Source organism: Vagococcus allomyrinae, assembly GCF_017829975.1.
Lineage (GTDB): Bacteria > Bacillota > Bacilli > Lactobacillales > Vagococcaceae > Vagococcus_D > Vagococcus_D allomyrinae.
The window spans coordinates 101337-116832 of sequence record NZ_JAEEGA010000002.1; the positions used below are offsets into that span (position 1 = coordinate 101337).

Annotated in this window: 18 protein-coding genes; 8 read left to right on the forward strand and 10 right to left on the reverse strand. The window is 38.0% G+C overall.

From position 1 onward, the window contains the following. The first annotated feature begins 152 nt into the window (after positions 1–152). The 5 genes from I6N95_RS03105 to I6N95_RS03125 all read left to right on the forward strand — a co-directional run bounded on the left by I6N95_RS03105 (position 153) and on the right by I6N95_RS03125 (position 4124). Positions 153–626 carry a YueI family protein gene (locus I6N95_RS03105; protein ID WP_209524893.1) on the forward strand — a complete coding sequence of 158 codons (474 nt, stop codon included), beginning with the start codon at positions 153–155 and terminating at the stop codon, positions 624–626. Positions 627–841: 215 nt separating this feature from the next. Next, positions 842–1243, forward strand: a complete 402-nt coding sequence (locus tag I6N95_RS03110) for a hypothetical protein (RefSeq protein WP_209524894.1) — start codon at positions 842–844, stop codon at positions 1241–1243. A gap of 284 nt (positions 1244–1527) precedes the next feature. Next, positions 1528–2457, forward strand: a complete 930-nt coding sequence (locus I6N95_RS03115; protein ID WP_209524895.1) for a helix-turn-helix transcriptional regulator — start codon at positions 1528–1530, stop codon at positions 2455–2457. Positions 2458–2637: 180 nt separating this feature from the next. Then, positions 2638–3570 carry an alpha/beta fold hydrolase gene (locus I6N95_RS03120; RefSeq protein WP_209524896.1) on the forward strand — a complete coding sequence of 311 codons (933 nt, stop codon included), beginning with the start codon at positions 2638–2640 and terminating at the stop codon, positions 3568–3570. Further along, complete coding sequence (locus I6N95_RS03125; protein WP_245249232.1) at positions 3555–4124, forward strand: YdeI/OmpD-associated family protein; 570 nt, start codon at positions 3555–3557, stop codon at positions 4122–4124. Before I6N95_RS03120 ends, I6N95_RS03125 begins: the two co-directional genes overlap by 16 nt. A gap of 317 nt (positions 4125–4441) precedes the next feature. On the opposite strand, the gene I6N95_RS03130 is transcribed toward I6N95_RS03125, so the two are convergent. Together I6N95_RS03130 and I6N95_RS03135 are read right to left on the reverse strand one after the other, a co-directional pair. Continuing rightward, positions 4442–5443, reverse strand: a complete 1002-nt coding sequence (locus I6N95_RS03130) for an NAD-dependent epimerase/dehydratase family protein (RefSeq protein ID WP_209524897.1) — start codon at positions 5441–5443, stop codon at positions 4442–4444. 47 nt (positions 5444–5490) lie between these two features. After that, complete coding sequence (locus I6N95_RS03135; protein WP_209524898.1) at positions 5491–5796, reverse strand: hypothetical protein; 306 nt, start codon at positions 5794–5796, stop codon at positions 5491–5493. A gap of 369 nt (positions 5797–6165) precedes the next feature. Between I6N95_RS03135 and I6N95_RS03140 the strand changes: the two genes are divergently transcribed. After that, the gene (locus I6N95_RS03140; protein ID WP_209524899.1) at positions 6166–6357 is read left to right on the forward strand and encodes a hypothetical protein; all 192 of its coding nucleotides are present in this window, start codon (positions 6166–6168) and stop codon (positions 6355–6357) included. Positions 6358–6397: 40 nt separating this feature from the next. On the opposite strand, the gene I6N95_RS03145 is transcribed toward I6N95_RS03140, so the two are convergent. Further along, positions 6398–7099 carry a LytR/AlgR family response regulator transcription factor gene (locus I6N95_RS03145; protein WP_209524900.1) on the reverse strand — a complete coding sequence of 234 codons (702 nt, stop codon included), beginning with the start codon at positions 7097–7099 and terminating at the stop codon, positions 6398–6400. A gap of 80 nt (positions 7100–7179) precedes the next feature. Here I6N95_RS03145 and I6N95_RS03150 point away from each other — a divergent pair, with 80 nt between their 5' ends. Further along, a complete protein-coding gene (locus I6N95_RS03150; protein ID WP_209524901.1) occupies positions 7180–7704 on the forward strand; it encodes a GNAT family N-acetyltransferase in 525 nt (174 codons plus the stop codon). 62 nt (positions 7705–7766) lie between these two features. On the opposite strand, the gene I6N95_RS03155 is transcribed toward I6N95_RS03150, so the two are convergent. From I6N95_RS03155 to I6N95_RS03170, 4 genes are all read right to left on the reverse strand, one after another. Next, entirely contained in the window at positions 7767–8510 is a 744-nt protein-coding gene (locus I6N95_RS03155) for an ABC transporter permease (protein WP_209524902.1), read from the reverse strand. Beyond that, a complete protein-coding gene (locus I6N95_RS03160) occupies positions 8507–9361 on the reverse strand; it encodes an ABC transporter ATP-binding protein (protein ID WP_209524903.1) in 855 nt (284 codons plus the stop codon). Before I6N95_RS03160 ends, I6N95_RS03155 begins: the two co-directional genes overlap by 4 nt. Positions 9362–9577: 216 nt before the next feature. After that, positions 9578–10567 carry a LytTR family transcriptional regulator DNA-binding domain-containing protein gene (locus tag I6N95_RS03165; protein WP_209524904.1) on the reverse strand — a complete coding sequence of 330 codons (990 nt, stop codon included), beginning with the start codon at positions 10565–10567 and terminating at the stop codon, positions 9578–9580. Positions 10568–10812: 245 nt separating this feature from the next. Next, a complete protein-coding gene (locus I6N95_RS03170; protein ID WP_209524905.1) occupies positions 10813–11340 on the reverse strand; it encodes a cyclin family protein in 528 nt (175 codons plus the stop codon). Between the two features lie 318 nt (positions 11341–11658). Between I6N95_RS03170 and I6N95_RS03175 the strand changes: the two genes are divergently transcribed. Beyond that, positions 11659–13152, forward strand: coding sequence for an AcpB/EbpR/MafR family transcriptional regulator (locus I6N95_RS03175; protein ID WP_209524906.1), 1494 nt, complete (start codon positions 11659–11661; stop codon positions 13150–13152). A 73-nt stretch (positions 13153–13225) separates the two neighbouring features. On the opposite strand, the gene I6N95_RS03180 is transcribed toward I6N95_RS03175, so the two are convergent. From I6N95_RS03180 to I6N95_RS03190, 3 genes are all read right to left on the reverse strand, one after another. After that, a complete protein-coding gene (locus I6N95_RS03180; RefSeq protein WP_209524907.1) occupies positions 13226–14176 on the reverse strand; it encodes an alpha/beta fold hydrolase in 951 nt (316 codons plus the stop codon). Between the two features lie 390 nt (positions 14177–14566). Further along, positions 14567–14788: a hypothetical protein gene (locus I6N95_RS03185; RefSeq protein ID WP_209524908.1), complete on the reverse strand. Its 222-nt coding sequence runs from the start codon at positions 14786–14788 to the stop codon at positions 14567–14569. Next, on the reverse strand, positions 14789–15355 hold the full coding sequence (locus I6N95_RS03190; RefSeq protein WP_209524909.1) for a hypothetical protein: 567 nt from the start codon (positions 15353–15355) through the stop codon (positions 14789–14791). Positions 15356–15496 lie beyond the last annotated feature (141 nt).

Here is a 15496-nt window from a genome sequence, read left to right on the forward strand (position 1 = left end):
CGAATCAAGCTTAATTTTTGTGACAGCTTATTAATTGCTCTATCAGGTTACCATAAAAATGACCGCTATCATCAACTAGCTTGAGCGACCTACTGAGGTAGGAGATGTGCTATAATTGAGTCATGAAAACCATTTAATGGAAGGGGATGTTTATGAGCAAAGATGTTCAAGATTACTTAGAAAAAGGGATGTACGGGACACCACAAATTAAGCCTGACGAAAAACGCAAATACCTTGGTACCTTTAGAGAACGGATCTACTTATCCATGACCTTGGCAGAAATGTCAAACACGAGCAATCTTGCCTATTTTAAGGAAGAATTGGCCCATAATCCCAACCATCAAGTCCTCATTAACGCAGCTCTGGCCTCCCATCTACAAAAGACCTATATGGTGGCCGCTCAAAAAGCCAACTGCTCGTTTAAAATTGTCGACACTGAAAACCAAGCTCAACCTGAAGCCATTGGGTTGGTGTACGCTGGCGAAGAGGCCGTCAACATCGACCCCATCAGCGTCACAGAAAAATATGGCAAACGAACACAACCAGAAGCCAAACAAATTGCCACAACACCTGTTGAACCAGCTAAAAAAACTAGTTGGCTAAGTCAACTATTCAAACGAGTTTAAGACCAGCCACAGCAACTAGTTCTATAAGTAAAAGGAGGACCTCTATGCTTAATGCTTTACTACGTTGTCCCTCGTCTCTAAGGGCTGAAGCCCTAAGAATGACGGCAGCATTTAGCCCTTCAATTCTTGAGGTTTTAACCTCTAGAGATTGATGAGATCGAAGCAAAGCGCAGTGATAGCGGATACCGGACCTATAAATAAAAGGAGGAATTTACATGACATACCCCGTTGATCAACGACTATTAAAAAAAGAATTGAGTGCTGCCCTAAGTGCTCACACTCAATTACTACGAAACGTGGAGCACATTGAACCAGAGCAAATGGATGCTTTTACCTTCATGATGCGAAGTTTCGGCTTTATTTTTGAACGAGTACCAGGAATTTTATTGGATGACGATACTGAAGAAACCTATTTTGGCATTTTTCAGTATTACAATCTATTAGCTGAACTTAAACACAACCTGATGATGTCCTTTCCGTACGCTCATTTACAAAACGTCAACTTTAGCGATATCTTAGCACCTTTTCCCACTCAATATGTCACAGAAGTCAATCAATGGTGGGAAGAAAAAACCGGCCTAGTCGTTGGTAGCACCAAACAAACCATGACAATGTAAGTAACAAAAGAGAGGCGCGCTGATATCAGCGATGCCTCTCTTTTTTACTTAGGCTGTATAAGTTATGGTGTGAATGAGAAAAATCATCCACACCTACTTTAGTGCCAAAAAATAGAAACATAGGATCATTTCCGATAGAATGAACTTGAAGAGAGAATGAAAAATTGTTCTAACTTTTTCCTTAATGCTCCTTTACGGAGGAAAAGTCAATAATACCCAAGATGACGTATTTAATTAAGTGAATTTACCGCATAACAAAGAAATATACTTTTAAGGAGAACAAGATGAAAATAGAACGTATGTTGACTATTATTGTGATGTTGCTTAATAGAAATCGTGTAACAGCACATGAATTGAGTGAAAAATTTGAAGTATCGGTTCGGACTATTTACCGAGATATTGAAACAATCAATTTAGCTGGTATTCCCATCATTTCCCATTCTGGAAATAATGGTGGATTCAGCATTTATGAGAGCTATAAGTTAAATCATCAAGTACTAACTCTGAATAACATGTCCTCTCTTCTTTCTACTCTCAAGGATATTAACGCAACAGTTGATGACATTGAGTTAGAATCATCTATAGAAAAACTAGAGAATATTGTTCCTAAAAATAAATCAGATCATCTAAAGCTACATATGGAACAAATCATCATTGATTTACATCCTTATGGCAACACCCCAGATCAAAAAGCATTAGTTAAGGCACTAAGGAAAGCAATTACACAGACTAATTTATTAACGATTGATTACAGAAATTATGATAATATCGTCAGTAGCAGACAAGTTGAGCCAATGTCGCTCGTATTTAAAAATTATACTTGGTACTTATTTGCTTATTGCCTGTTAAAAGAAGATTTCAGAACATTTAGAGTTTCTCGCATAAGTGATTTCCACATTGAAAATCACTCATTTGAGCGTCGAGAAAAATCCTATCACGAAATCACGGCCTCATTGAATGAACAAACAGCAATGACAACAATAGTCTTGAAAATTTCCCCTAAAATGAAATCACGTGTAGAGGATGTTTTTAATAAAGAAGATATTACGATCTTAGAAACAGGTGAACTCCTTATTGAAGCTTCATTCCCCGAAAAAGAATGGCTGTTCTCTCTCATATTTAGTTTTGGAGAACATATTGAAGTCTTAGCGCCAAAAGAATTGCGTCAAACCATTACTTCCAAACTCGAACTAATGACTGAGAAATATCGTTAAATCCGTTTCACATCTCAAAGCTGACAGACTGTTGTCAAACCTCCATGATAATATGGTTGTTGTAAGACATATTTAGTTTAATTATTTGGTTGCATGGGCTAGCTTCTCGGAAAAAGATAAAAACCGATTCAGACAAAGCTAAACGAGCCCATTCCGCTTTTAAACTTAGGAGGATATAAAATGACAAACAGTAATACATTTCCAACACCAACACTTATCTCAGTTAATGGTGTAGAGCTAGAGGTTTTTGAAGCAGGGCAACAAAATGGGGGGCATCCTATCGTTCTTTGCCACGGATGGCCAGAGCATGCTTATTCTTGGAGACATCAAGTGACGCCTCTTTTAGAAGCAGGTTATCACGTTATTATTCCGAATCAACGGGGTTACGGAGCATCTTCTTGTCCAAAAGAAGTCACCAAATATGATATTGAGCATTTAACAGGTGATCTTGTGGCACTTTTAGATCATTACCAATACAAAGATGCCATTTTTGTGGGGCATGATTGGGGCGCAAGTGTTGTTTGGAGTATGGCTTTGCTACATCCAGAACGTGTGAGTAAAATGATTAACTTATGCTTGCCTTACCAAATTCGTGGCGAGAAACCTTGGATTGATTTTATGGAGGAATTTTTGGGCGATGATTATTATTTCGTTCACTTTAACAAACAACCAGGTGTTGCGGATGCTATATTGGATGAGAATACAGCACAATTTCTGCAAAACTTATATCGCAAAAATGCGCCAGCACAAGGTCCTGGTGAAGGAATGGAAATGATTAATCTAGCTAAAGCAACCCAGCCATTAGGTGAACCAGTTATGAACGATGAGGATCTTTCTGTTTATATCTCAGGTTTTAAAAAGACAGGTTTCACTCCAAGCATCAATTGGTATAGAAATCTAAATCGTAATTGGGATTTATTAGGTAAAGTATCTCCTATTCTTCAACAGCCTACCTTAATGGTATACGTTAAGAAAGATATTATTCCACCACTTCCAAATATCAAGGATTTTGTACCTAATATCGACGTTAAGAGTTTAGACACAGGTCATTGGATTCAAGAAGAAAGACCTAAAGAGCTTAATCAACTGATTTTAGAATGGCTGAAAAAATGAGGGGAACCCAATTTTTTAGTAACCAAATAGAATTTATTGATTGGTTGGATAGTCATCACCAAACAGCTAGTGAAATTTGGGTCGTTTTTTTTAAGAAAAAGACCAATAAGGCAAGTTTCACGTGGTCCGAGTCAGTGGATTGTGCACTAGCATTTGGTTGGGTTGATGGGATACGAAAAACAGTTGACGAAGATCGCTATAAAATTCGTTTCACGCCACGTAAGCCTAATAGACTCTGGAGTAAAGTTAATGTACAGAAGGTACATAAACTGATAGAACTCAATCAAATGAGGTCTGAGGGATTGGCCGTTTTCAATCAAAAAAAAGATCAAACAGGTTATTCTTCCGCAAGTAGGAACGGTACTCTTCCGAAAAAATATGAAGATGAAATCAGAAAAAATCCAAGTTCTTGGGAATTTTTTAATCAGCTTCCGCCTTCTTATAAAAGAGATTCCGTTTGGTGGGTCATAAGTGCTAAAAAAGAAGAAACTAGGTTAAGAAGGCTGAAGCGGCTGATTGTTTCATGGACAGAAGGAGAAATGCTAAGACCCTAGATTTTTCATATTGCTAAGAAAACAGCTGAGTCAATTTAAGACTATATACATCCTGTTAAATAATCAAACAGATAGTTCCATTGGATAATTCGCATAATCATCCGCCAAGAGTGGTACTTTCAGCTTTTTTCTGGCTGAAAGTTTAACGGGAAAGGATGATTATTTAATAGGAGCTATATGCAAACAAAATTATTAAGGATTTAAACCAATTGAAAAACTTAAATCTCAACTTGACGAATTAGAATGTCAGGTTGAGTTTTTCCTATTTCCCTATTTCGGGGAATCTACCAAAATACCCAATTACGGCTCACCATGCTCTATATCTCACTTGCCCCTTGCAACCATTTAACCGTGTCACCGATGGTTTCTTCAAAGGGTCTTGGTTTAAATCCTAATTCCGCTTGCCCTTTTTCACAAGAAAACCAGTTATTACGGGTTAAATTGTAAAGCTCAAATTTTAAAGCCTCTTTACTTGCGCCTTGATTAGTTGCCAGACTCTCTGACGATAAGGCTAACATGTCAGTTGGTGAAAGGATTCGTTCAACCTTGGCAACACCACTTTTTTCACTGATCAAGTCAAACATCTTTCTCATGTCCACTAGCTCATTGCTGATAATATACCCTTGACCTGCTCGTCCTTTCGTAACGGCCTCAATGGTGACGCTGGCTAAATCACGAACATCCACTGCATTAAAGGTCCCCGCTACCCCAACAGGCATTTCACCTCGACAATAACGTCTAACGAAGCTGACAAAAGGACCGTAAGCATGATCATTTGGTCCGGCAATTCCCGAAGGATAGATCACCGTTCCATTTAAGCCCTCCGCTTGGACCTTATCCAGAACATATTGAGTGGCCAGCGCTTTTGTTTCAGCATAATAGCCTGTGACTTCCTTTGGATAAAAGGCCGTTGGCTCCACGATTTGTTCCCCATGGGGGGCTTCTAAAATCGCCCCAGTCGAACTGACATAGACTAATTTTTTAACTTGGTGCTGAACACACAAATCCACGATATTTTTGGTGCCAATCACATTGACCTGATAGACTTTTTCATTTTTCTCTGGAGAGGTGGTCACCAAACTAGCACAGTGAATCACCATAATTTCCACATCTTCTGGTTCGATAAAAAACTCATTCAAACTAGCTAAGTCGGTAATATCGCCTGGAACAACCACCGCTTCAGGAGGCAAATAACTGGCAGCTGGATCATCTTTTAAAACCAGTGCTTTGACTTGTTTGCCACTCTTTACCAGTTGTTGAACAACATTACTTCCTAAAAAGCCAGCGGCACCTGTTACTAAATAAACCTCTTTTTTCATCTGTTTTCCCTGCTTTCTCTTATTAAATCAATTAAACTGATTCCTCACTAATCATAGAATAAGCTACCGCCTGTTAATCTGGTCAATTTCTTAGCATAACGCCGCATTTGCTGAGTTAGTATCATCGAATAGAGTGGAATAGCCAGTATCGCAATAACCACTCCTAAAACCATCGCTACCAGCCCCATCGACCCTGTCATGGCTACCCCAAAAACGATCAATAAGGAGCCACTACCAGCTACAAAGCCAGCTGTGAATTTAGCTGGCCATTCAATTTGACGATCCAGCCGTTTAAGCGCCCCGTGAAGCCGTTCATTTTGACGCTGACAGTTCACCCAATTGTTCTTAACCATCCAAAACACATCCTTTTTCTTTAAGTGATACCCTTATAATAGCTGCCATTTGTTTATAAATGACTTAAGAAGTGTTGCCATAATATTAATTCGCCGTTTCTACTGGACGGCAAAAAACAATCATTCACCTTCTCGAATGATTGTTTTTACTATCATAGCTCTTATTAAATAATGATGAACAATATGTTGATCATTCAGTTGAACTATCTGTTCAGATTATTTTACGGGATGACTATCGACTGACACGCTTGCATTAATTCCAAACAAACTCTCTGCCTATTTTTACCAAAAATGACATTAAACTAGTTAAAAATGACATTTTCATGACTAATATAAGCAAAATATCTAGGATAAAATAAGAGTATCACGATGAAAGAGAGAAAGAACATGACCCAGTATAATTTCGAAGAAAAAGACGAACGACTCAAACAAACTCAAAAAAAATACGCAGCACTGGACAAAGAATTCCCAGACAAACTCAAAGACGAAGCGGTGGAATACCCGATGACGAGAGAGATTTATCAATACGGCATGTGCATCATCAAAACAAATTCCAAATAAACTTCCTATTGATTTGACCAATCCTCTTCTCAACGAACACTCAGTTAACACCCTTTTGAGACATAATGAGGGCCACATGGTGTTTATACTTGCGACTGATTGGCAATGTCTCACCATTACAATCTAGCGAGACTGCGCTTACATTAGTTACCATGTTTAAATTGACAATATATCGATTGTGACAGCGGATAAAAAAATCAGGTAACTGCTTTTCCACCTGGTCAAGTTTATCATAAAAGCAAGTCTCCCCTTCTGCGGTAACAGCCGTCACTTGACGCTGATGGCTGTAAAAATAAGAGATATCTGCTAATGACAAACGGTAGATGCCTTGCTTTCGTTTAATCGGCAAATAGTGATTTTGAGGTATCTTTAGCTCACGTAATGCCTCATTAAGAACATGAATCATTTTGCCATCGGCATAAGGCTTTACAATAAAATTAAACGCCTTAACATCAAACGCTTGAAACACATACTCAGCGTGAGAAGTGACAAAAATAATTAAGGACATCTGTGATTTCTTGCGAATGATTTTAGCCGTTTCAATCCCATTCAAGGCCCGCATCTTAATATCAAGAAAGATGATGTCAAAATGAAGACTAGTCGCAGTCTGAAGTAGTGACTCGCCACTGCTTTCTTCCCTGATTATATAAGGAACTCCTTTTAGTTGAAGAGTCAGATCAATTAATTGCCGTAAATCACGGCGAGCGTGGTGATCAGCATCACAGATCGCAATCTGAAGCATTTCCCGTCACTCCTTTCTTCCATGAACTAAGTTCTTTTATTGTACCATAAAAAAAGCAGCGTTATTAAAGGAGCCGCCAAATGTTTGAAATGAAAACATCAAGATTAATCATTGAGGGGCCAAAAATAGCGGAGTTTCCAGATTATTGGCGCTTGTTAACAGGTGTGCCAATCGCTAAACGGACAAACGGTGGCACCACGTTAACTTATGAGGAAGCTGAAAAAAAGTATCAGCAAAAATGCCTCTTATTCCAAAAATCAGGTAATCATGACTTTTCCGTCACTGATTTCCGTCAAAATCAATATGTTGGTTATTGTGGAGTTGATTACACCCCAGAACTTCAGGCTTATGAGTTACTGTTCGCGTTCTTCCCTGAAGGATGGCAACAAGGATATGCCAAAGAAGCCATCACAGCCGTTGTGGAATTTAGTAAAAACATACTTCAGTTAGATCAATTAATCGGGCTGATTTCCCCTGAACATCACGACGCAATCGCCATCATGAATGAGTTAAATTTCACCTGCACAACCAGCCAAAAGCGGTTTGGTGAGACTTACCTAAGCTACCAGCAAGTCTTCCCTCCTCAAAAAAGAGCTCCCACTTAAAACAAGCCCCTCCCCTTTCAAAAAAGCAGCAAGCTGTCGATTTGACAGGTCGCTGCTTTTTACTACTCATCCAAGCCATTTTTTCGATAAGCATACATAAAGACACCAGCACTAATAATCACCCAAGCCAAGAGCACAAACAGCTCCTTAAAGCCCCATTGGAAACCTGTACCAAACAACGTTGCTTGAACAAAATTATTCAAAACCCCAGGATAGGTAAAACTGCCAATCGTTCCTAAGGTTTCATTAAAAATTGAAAACATCGGCAATAAAGTTAAGATCAACATAATCGGCATTCCCGCAATCCCCGCTTGCATTTGATCTTTAGCAGAAATACCAATCACCAGACCTATCATTAAGCTTATAGCACCGCAGATCGTCGTAACAAGTAGATACGTTACAACAGGAATAGCTGAAAATGACACGTTGGCAGCTGGAATCAGCGCCACATTCACAATAGTCATGATTAACAGCGAGGGCAAAATGCTAGCCAAAAAGAATTCTAAACTTGAGACAGAAGAGGTCATCAACACACGTAAGGTCTTTTTCTCTTTTTCCTCAGCTAAAGGATAGGAAGCCATCATAATGCCTCCCATTATAATATTGAAAGACAAACCAAAACTCAATAGGAAACCCGCTTTATTTAAGCCCATTTCATGATCCATTGCCTCGTCAGGCATTAAGAGTCCCATCAATAAAACAAACCCTATGGCCATTAAAGGTGCCACGATAATGTTACGATTCTTAATAATTGCCGAAAATTTCATTTGAAAGACTGCGATAAATTTTTGCATTGAAAAGCTCATACTAACTTCCTCCCTGTTACTTGAATAAAAATGTCACCCAACGTCGGTTCACATGAATGAATTGTCTCGATTTGCCCTGTTTGAAACCAAGATTGAATCGTTTCAACAGTTTCATGGTTGTCTGCTAACACCACCTGTTGACCGCTTGTCTTCGTAATCCGATAACGCTTCTCCTGATTAAATTTGATTTTTAATTCCTCTGGGGTACCTCTCTCGACGATAAACCCATCATTTAAAAGAGCAATATTGTCACACAAAAACGTCGCTTCTTCCATATTATGAGTCGTTAATAAAATCGCCGTCCCATTATCTCTTAATTCCAACAACAACTCGTGAATCGCTGAAGCCGTCGAAGGATCTAAGCCGCTAGTTGGCTCATCAAGAAACAATAACTCCGGTTGATGCAACACCGCTCTGGCTAAAATCAAGCGCTGGGTCATTCCTTTAGATAATTTGCTGGCCAGTTTCTTTTGATGCTCGGCTAACCCCACTCGCTGAAGTAGCTCATCAACGCGTGATGTCGGCACCTGCAATAAGCGAGCAAAAAACGCCAAATTTTGATAAACTGTCATCCGCTCATATAGCCCACTATTATCTGTCATGATGCCAATTCGTTCATAGAGATTAGCGGAAAAATTGGTAATATTTTGACCGAGAATTTCAACGTGGCCAGAGGTCTGTTTGAGCTGGCCTGTTAATATTTTAATCGTCGTTGTTTTTCCAGCACCAGACGGACCGAGAAAACCGAAGATTTCTCCTTTCCCGACAGTAAAACTAATGTCCTTAATAGCCGTCGTACCCTTAAAGCTTTTTTTCAGTTCCTTCACCTTGATTGACAAGTCTTGCGTCATCTTAATAGCTCCTTTTCCATCGATAACTCCCACCAATTAAATAACATAATATAGAAATCATTTAATCGCTGAAAGCTCCGTAACATTTTTTCTTGCTAACTCAAGTTTAGAAGCATTTTGTCAAAATGTCGTCAAAATCCCCTGAAAAGAACTAAAAAAAGGGTGAAATGTACCAAATTCAAACTGAAATGTGGCAAAAAAGCGCTGAATGGTGACTTAAAAGTTCATTATTTCCTTAAACTCATCTAAGCGTGAACGAGATAAGGGAATTTTTGCCCCCTCATTCCCTTTCAAATTTAATGTAAAACTGTTTTTAGAATAACTAATCAACTCAGCCACTCGCTGTAAATTGACCAAATAAGAACGATGAGATCGGAAAAAACCAAAAGCCATTAATTTCGTCTCCAACTCGGTCATCGTCAAGGTCGTCGGAAACTGTTCGCCGCTGACACTAATATGGCTGACACTGTTAATGCTCTCCACAAAATCCACCTCAATCGGATCAAAAAAGATCGTTTTGTCTGCAACTTTACACGCGATTTTAAAAATCGACGGCACATAAAGTGACTCCTCGTCATTAACTGACATCTCTTCTGCTAGTGTCACATCCGTTTTCTCCAAACCAATTTGCTTATTGTAGTGATAAATTTCGTCCCCTAACAATAAAAGTTCCTCCGTGTAGCTAGCCGCAAATAATAGCGCCGTTTGCAGTGGCTCAAAAATTTTTAACGCTTTTAAATAAAGCTCGATTCCCTCATCCGTCAAATCTGTCAAAGGGCTCTCGATTAACAAAATCTGGGGATTAAAAAGAAAAACGCGCGCCAAATGGACACGCTGCCGCTGATCCACGGATAATTTTTTGATCGGCGTATCCAGCAGATCAATTAGTGAAAAGTCTTCAGCTAAATTCGTCATCTCAAGTTGATTGCCAGAGATTTTCATAAACGTTGCCAAGTATTTGCGAATTGAGACCTTTTGGTAAAGCTGATCCTCTTTGCGAATCGATAAAATAACCGCTCGTTCCCTTTTCAAACTACCACTGGAAGGTGACTCTCGCCCTTCAAACAGATTAAAAAGCATGATCGTCTCAGTGTGTGTCATCTTAATGCCAATCCGCTGATTGCACTGAATAGTTAAATCAATATTTTTAAGAATCGTCTGTTGATCCTTTTCTTTAGTTAAATGAATTGCTGTCAATAAGCTCATAGGTTAACCTCTTTCTTAGTCAAACAAATAATTATGGTTAGTTATTTTATCATACCATAACCAATGCCACTCGTTAACGTCAAAATTGTCTAATCATACCCTTTCAGATCGTAGTCAAACAGGCCCTAACCACCATAAAAAGACTTAAAAGGATGCCTCGTTATAGACATAATCCCTCTTAAGTCTCCATTAAAAAAGGTAACCCAGTTATTTTCCCCTAGTCACGCTTATGGGCTACACAAAAACTACTCATACGCCAGTCTGATATATTTATGAACCGTTCCACTAGAAACGCCTACGATTGCCGCAATCTCCCGAATACTCCGCTTCTCTTTCACGTATAAACTCGTCATTTGTTTAACCACTTCTTGGCTAATCGGCGGTCTCCCAACGACCTTCCCGCGCGCCACTGCGATAGCAATCGCCTTCTTTGCACGATTTCTGACAGCACTTTTTTCACTTTCAATCAGATGCCAAACCATCCTTAAATAGTCAGCATTAACAATAGAGGCCCTGACCCCTTGTTCCAAAATAGTCACTGAATACTCTTCATTAATTAGTTGAGCAAAAACGTCATGCAATTGCACCAACGTAACGTAAGTACCAATACTGTGAATGTTCATCAAAAAAATTTGATTATGTTTATTCAGTTCTAAAAATTTCTTAAACGTCAAAAGAGATTGATCATCATCAGTCACTATCACATGATGTTCAATTCCGTTCTCCTTAAATAGCGAAATGTCTTCACTCATCACAGAATACCCGACTTTCATCTTTTTCCCCCTTTGTCCCATTTATCAGCAGTCTTTCCACACGTTAAACAAGCTAAGAAGCGCTCATTTACTATTCATTAAATAAAAGGAGTGGAATCACCTCGAGAATATCATAAAACATCTGATAAAACCATTTCTTAAATAATCAGAATAAACTGCCATATTTGATTTTGGTGACTACTCCGGTGTGACCGACGAACAAAACCAATAATTGATGTTTATTCCGCCTAATGTTGGTTTCTACTCCCAAGGTTACTGATATATAATAAGCAAGAATAAACACCTTGTTTAACTGTTCAGAAAAGGAGGAACGCTAAGATGAAGGTATTGCTTGACCCATTAGAAAAACGAGCATTGGCATTTTTATATGCCCTGTATACAGAAGAACGTTGGTGGACCGAAAAAGAATTGTCCACTATCGGCAATTGTTCAGCTAATACGACCTATCGAACAATCAATCACTTAAAAGCCTTTTCCCTTAAGTTGGACAGTAAATTTATCATTATTACAAAAAAAAATAAAGGCATCTTTTTAAAAACCAGCTCGTTTCATTCAATCGGAGAAATTGAAGCCGATTTTCTCAAAGACTCCGTGTCTTATCAGCTAATCGATTTGATTTTCCAACAAAAAGGCTTAACCACCCAGTTACTAACAGAAAAGCTCTACCTCTCACCAAGTACTGTCTATCGAAAGTTGAAACAGATCCGCCACTTTTTTTCGAAAAACGGCTTAAAGTTTGACCTCAATTCATTGCTGGTAGCCGGCCCAGAACACTTAATTCGCGAGTTTTATTACCGCTTTTACTGGTCAGTGATCAAAAGTACCAAATGGCCCTTCAAAATCCCGACCTTCATCACCGTTTCCGAAATGTTCAAACAAAAAGAACCTATGATGGCCCTTAAATTATCAGAAATCGAACAAATTCAATTTCTTTATCGCTTGGCAATTAATCAAATTCGCCATCACGAGCAACACTTTTTTACAGAACCGCCGGATAAACAGATTTTAGATCCTCATTTCCAACGCTACAGCACAGACATGAAGCTGTTTATCCCTGTTACAACCCCAAGTGAATTTCTCGAAAATGAATGGAGCTTTTTAGCCCTCGTCCTTGTCTCTAATCCTGTTTTTGAAGAACAACATGGGGATTATCAAATGAAGATCAGCTGGCACAAAGAAAAGCAGACCTTGCCCTATAGCTTTTCTAAAAAGATTCTCCATACCTTTTTAACCTTATATCCAGCAGTCACTAAGCAACATCAAGAAAAGATACTATATAAATTGTTATGTGTCTATTTGTCCCTGATTATTTTTGCCGATTTACAGCTAACCCATTCAAACAGTCAAGATTTTATGGAAAAGTTTGAACTGGAAAACCCCAATTTTTTTAATCGAATCAAACAAATGATGGACGATTTATGGTATCTTTTCCCCAAGGAAGCCAACCCGCACATTCAAAATTATTTACTCTATCACATACTGTTAATCCTCAGTACTTCGATTGACATTAATCACCTAAAATCACAGATCCATATCAAACTAATCTGTCACATTGAACCACTTAGCGAAGAATATTTAAAACAAAGGCTGATCAAACAATCCTCCCACCATCTTGTCGTTAACACCAGTACCTCAGAGGAAACGAAAGACCGGCAATTCGATCTATTGCTCTCAGATATCTACCTTCCCAGTCATTTGTCCCAAAAAGCAACCAATTACTATATCTGGGATTTCCCGCCAACAGAAAGGGATTGGCAAAATATCTTTCAAACAATTGATAAGATCACCTCTACTAGAGAATCAGTTTCATAAACCAACACAAAAAAGTAGAGTAGAAAACTGGCAATAATCACCAATGCTTTTCTACTCTTTCTGACATCCTTTCTTATAACTGAATCATGCGGTAAGCATGATTGAGAGCTTTAGCAAACAATTCCGGTTGATCGCACATGGCCATATGACCTGCCTTAGGAATAACGTGAATCTGCTTCTGACTAGTTTCAATTCGCTTAAAATAGTCAACAGCCAATGACGTCTGAACTTGATAATCATTTTCCCCCTGAATCAAACACATGGGCATATCATAAGTTAAGGGAGCTTCATTTAGATTAAAAGAGAATAAATAATCAATTAAATGATGATTTGCTTTCCCGGCTTTTTTAATAGCAATAACATCAGCACATTTAAAAACGGGACTGCAGACAAAGGTTTTAACCAAAGCAAACGTCAACTTTGCAGCTAAATTGTATTTCATTTGATACTTACGTACTTTAACAAAGAGCTTCATTCCTGCCTCATCCATTTTTGGTGGAAACCTCTCAATAGCCATAAGAGCTCGTTTGTCTTTAACATTTCCTGCTTTATCGGCCTCTTCAATCACTTTACTCAAACCTATTTGTTCATTCCTTTGAGTGTCAACTACTTGACCAACACCTATATACATCAAAACATTTTCAGGCTTTTTTATCGCATATTGACTTCCTAAAACGGTACCCCACGAATCCCCCAATAACACAATTTTATCCTTTTGATAATAAATCTTCAAGTAATCAACTAATTCATCCAAGTCATTAAGCAAGCTCTCGATTGTTGGAAAATCATTAGCATCAGGATGACGATTCAAAGTTTTGCCTGCCCCTCGCTGGTCCCAATAAACAACTTGATAAACATCTGGCCAATACTGATTAAAATAATAACCAAAATTAGACTCTGCGCTACCAGGTCCACCATTCAAAAATAAGATAACCGGTCCATTTGATGGTTGGGGATAGTGGAGAAGATACTGCTCAATTCCTCCCAGTTTAACAAATTCTTCTTGATATAATTGCTTTTTCACCTCATCATCCTTCCTCGTCACTTTGTTAAATTCCTCTATTTTAAAGCGACTGTAATTTTTTTCGCCAACAAAATGATTGTTTCTATTTATGATTAACTCTTACAATACATTGATTTAAAGAATAAATTCAGTCTAATTAAGCAAAGTTGTCAAAAACAACCTTTAAATGAACAAAAATTTCAATCTTTCCAAAAAGCAACCTAGAATCAAATATAGCGGCGGGTATTTTAAGGAAAATAGATCTCCACACTCTGAAAAAAAACATAAACTTACTAATTTATTTTGTCTTACCCACGCAAAAACGCATAATTTTGCGACAACACTAGCATCTCTATACCTTTCATAAATATTAGCTGAATCATATATCAAGTTCTAGCCAATGTTATGGACTTAAACCATCCCTTCAATCCTCGTCACAATATCTTCATATGTTTGACCCGTTACAATAGCATAAACTGCTAGTACTAGAACAAACGCATAAGCCGCTAACTTAAAAGGTTTAAGAACAAAGCCATGACCATTCTTTTTATTTTTGTTATAAGTGTAAAACTCTATTCCCAAAAGAGCTAATGGAATAACTGCTAGTAAATAAGTCAATAATTGTGGTGTCATTTAATTTTTTCCTCCAATAGTTAGTTTCTCTGAAATAGGGGGTAGCTTCCAGTGTTGCCGCAAATCATTATAAGCTTTAACTTGCGAGTAACGAATTTCATATTCTCCCTGACGACTGACATCATGAGCAATCGTTTGAACAGAGTACAACAATTTTTCAGTAGTAGCCTCATGAAAAAGATAATTGGTCTGTCCACCTAAATCAATTGCCTCAATCGCATCTTTTCTAAATACTCCGAGAGAAGATGATTCTTTTGAATCGGGGTTATAGCTAATTAATTCAGCTTCTTCGAGTATGCTATCATATAAAATAACATAAGAATAATAAGTAGTTGTTTTTCTCACAAGAACTGTTTGAGTAATGAAATGGCCATTAACAACGATCTTATCTTGAATTGCTTCTTCTGTGCGATGAATGATACTTAAAACGAGTTTCAACAAACGCCGATCTTCCTCTTCTTTTTGACCATCCTTATCCTTAAAATAGACTGCGAGTTGTTTTCGCTGATACCAAGTATAACCAAACATCCCGATTATTCCAATAATTGGAATAAGCACTACAAACATTTTTTCCTCCTCCTTTTACTAATAACAAGTATTATTATCAGTGGATGTTTTTTTGAACAGCACATAAAAATTTAACCATAGTAGCAACTTAATTGCAAGCTATTTCTAATAACCACTTTACATAAAAATGATTATTAAATG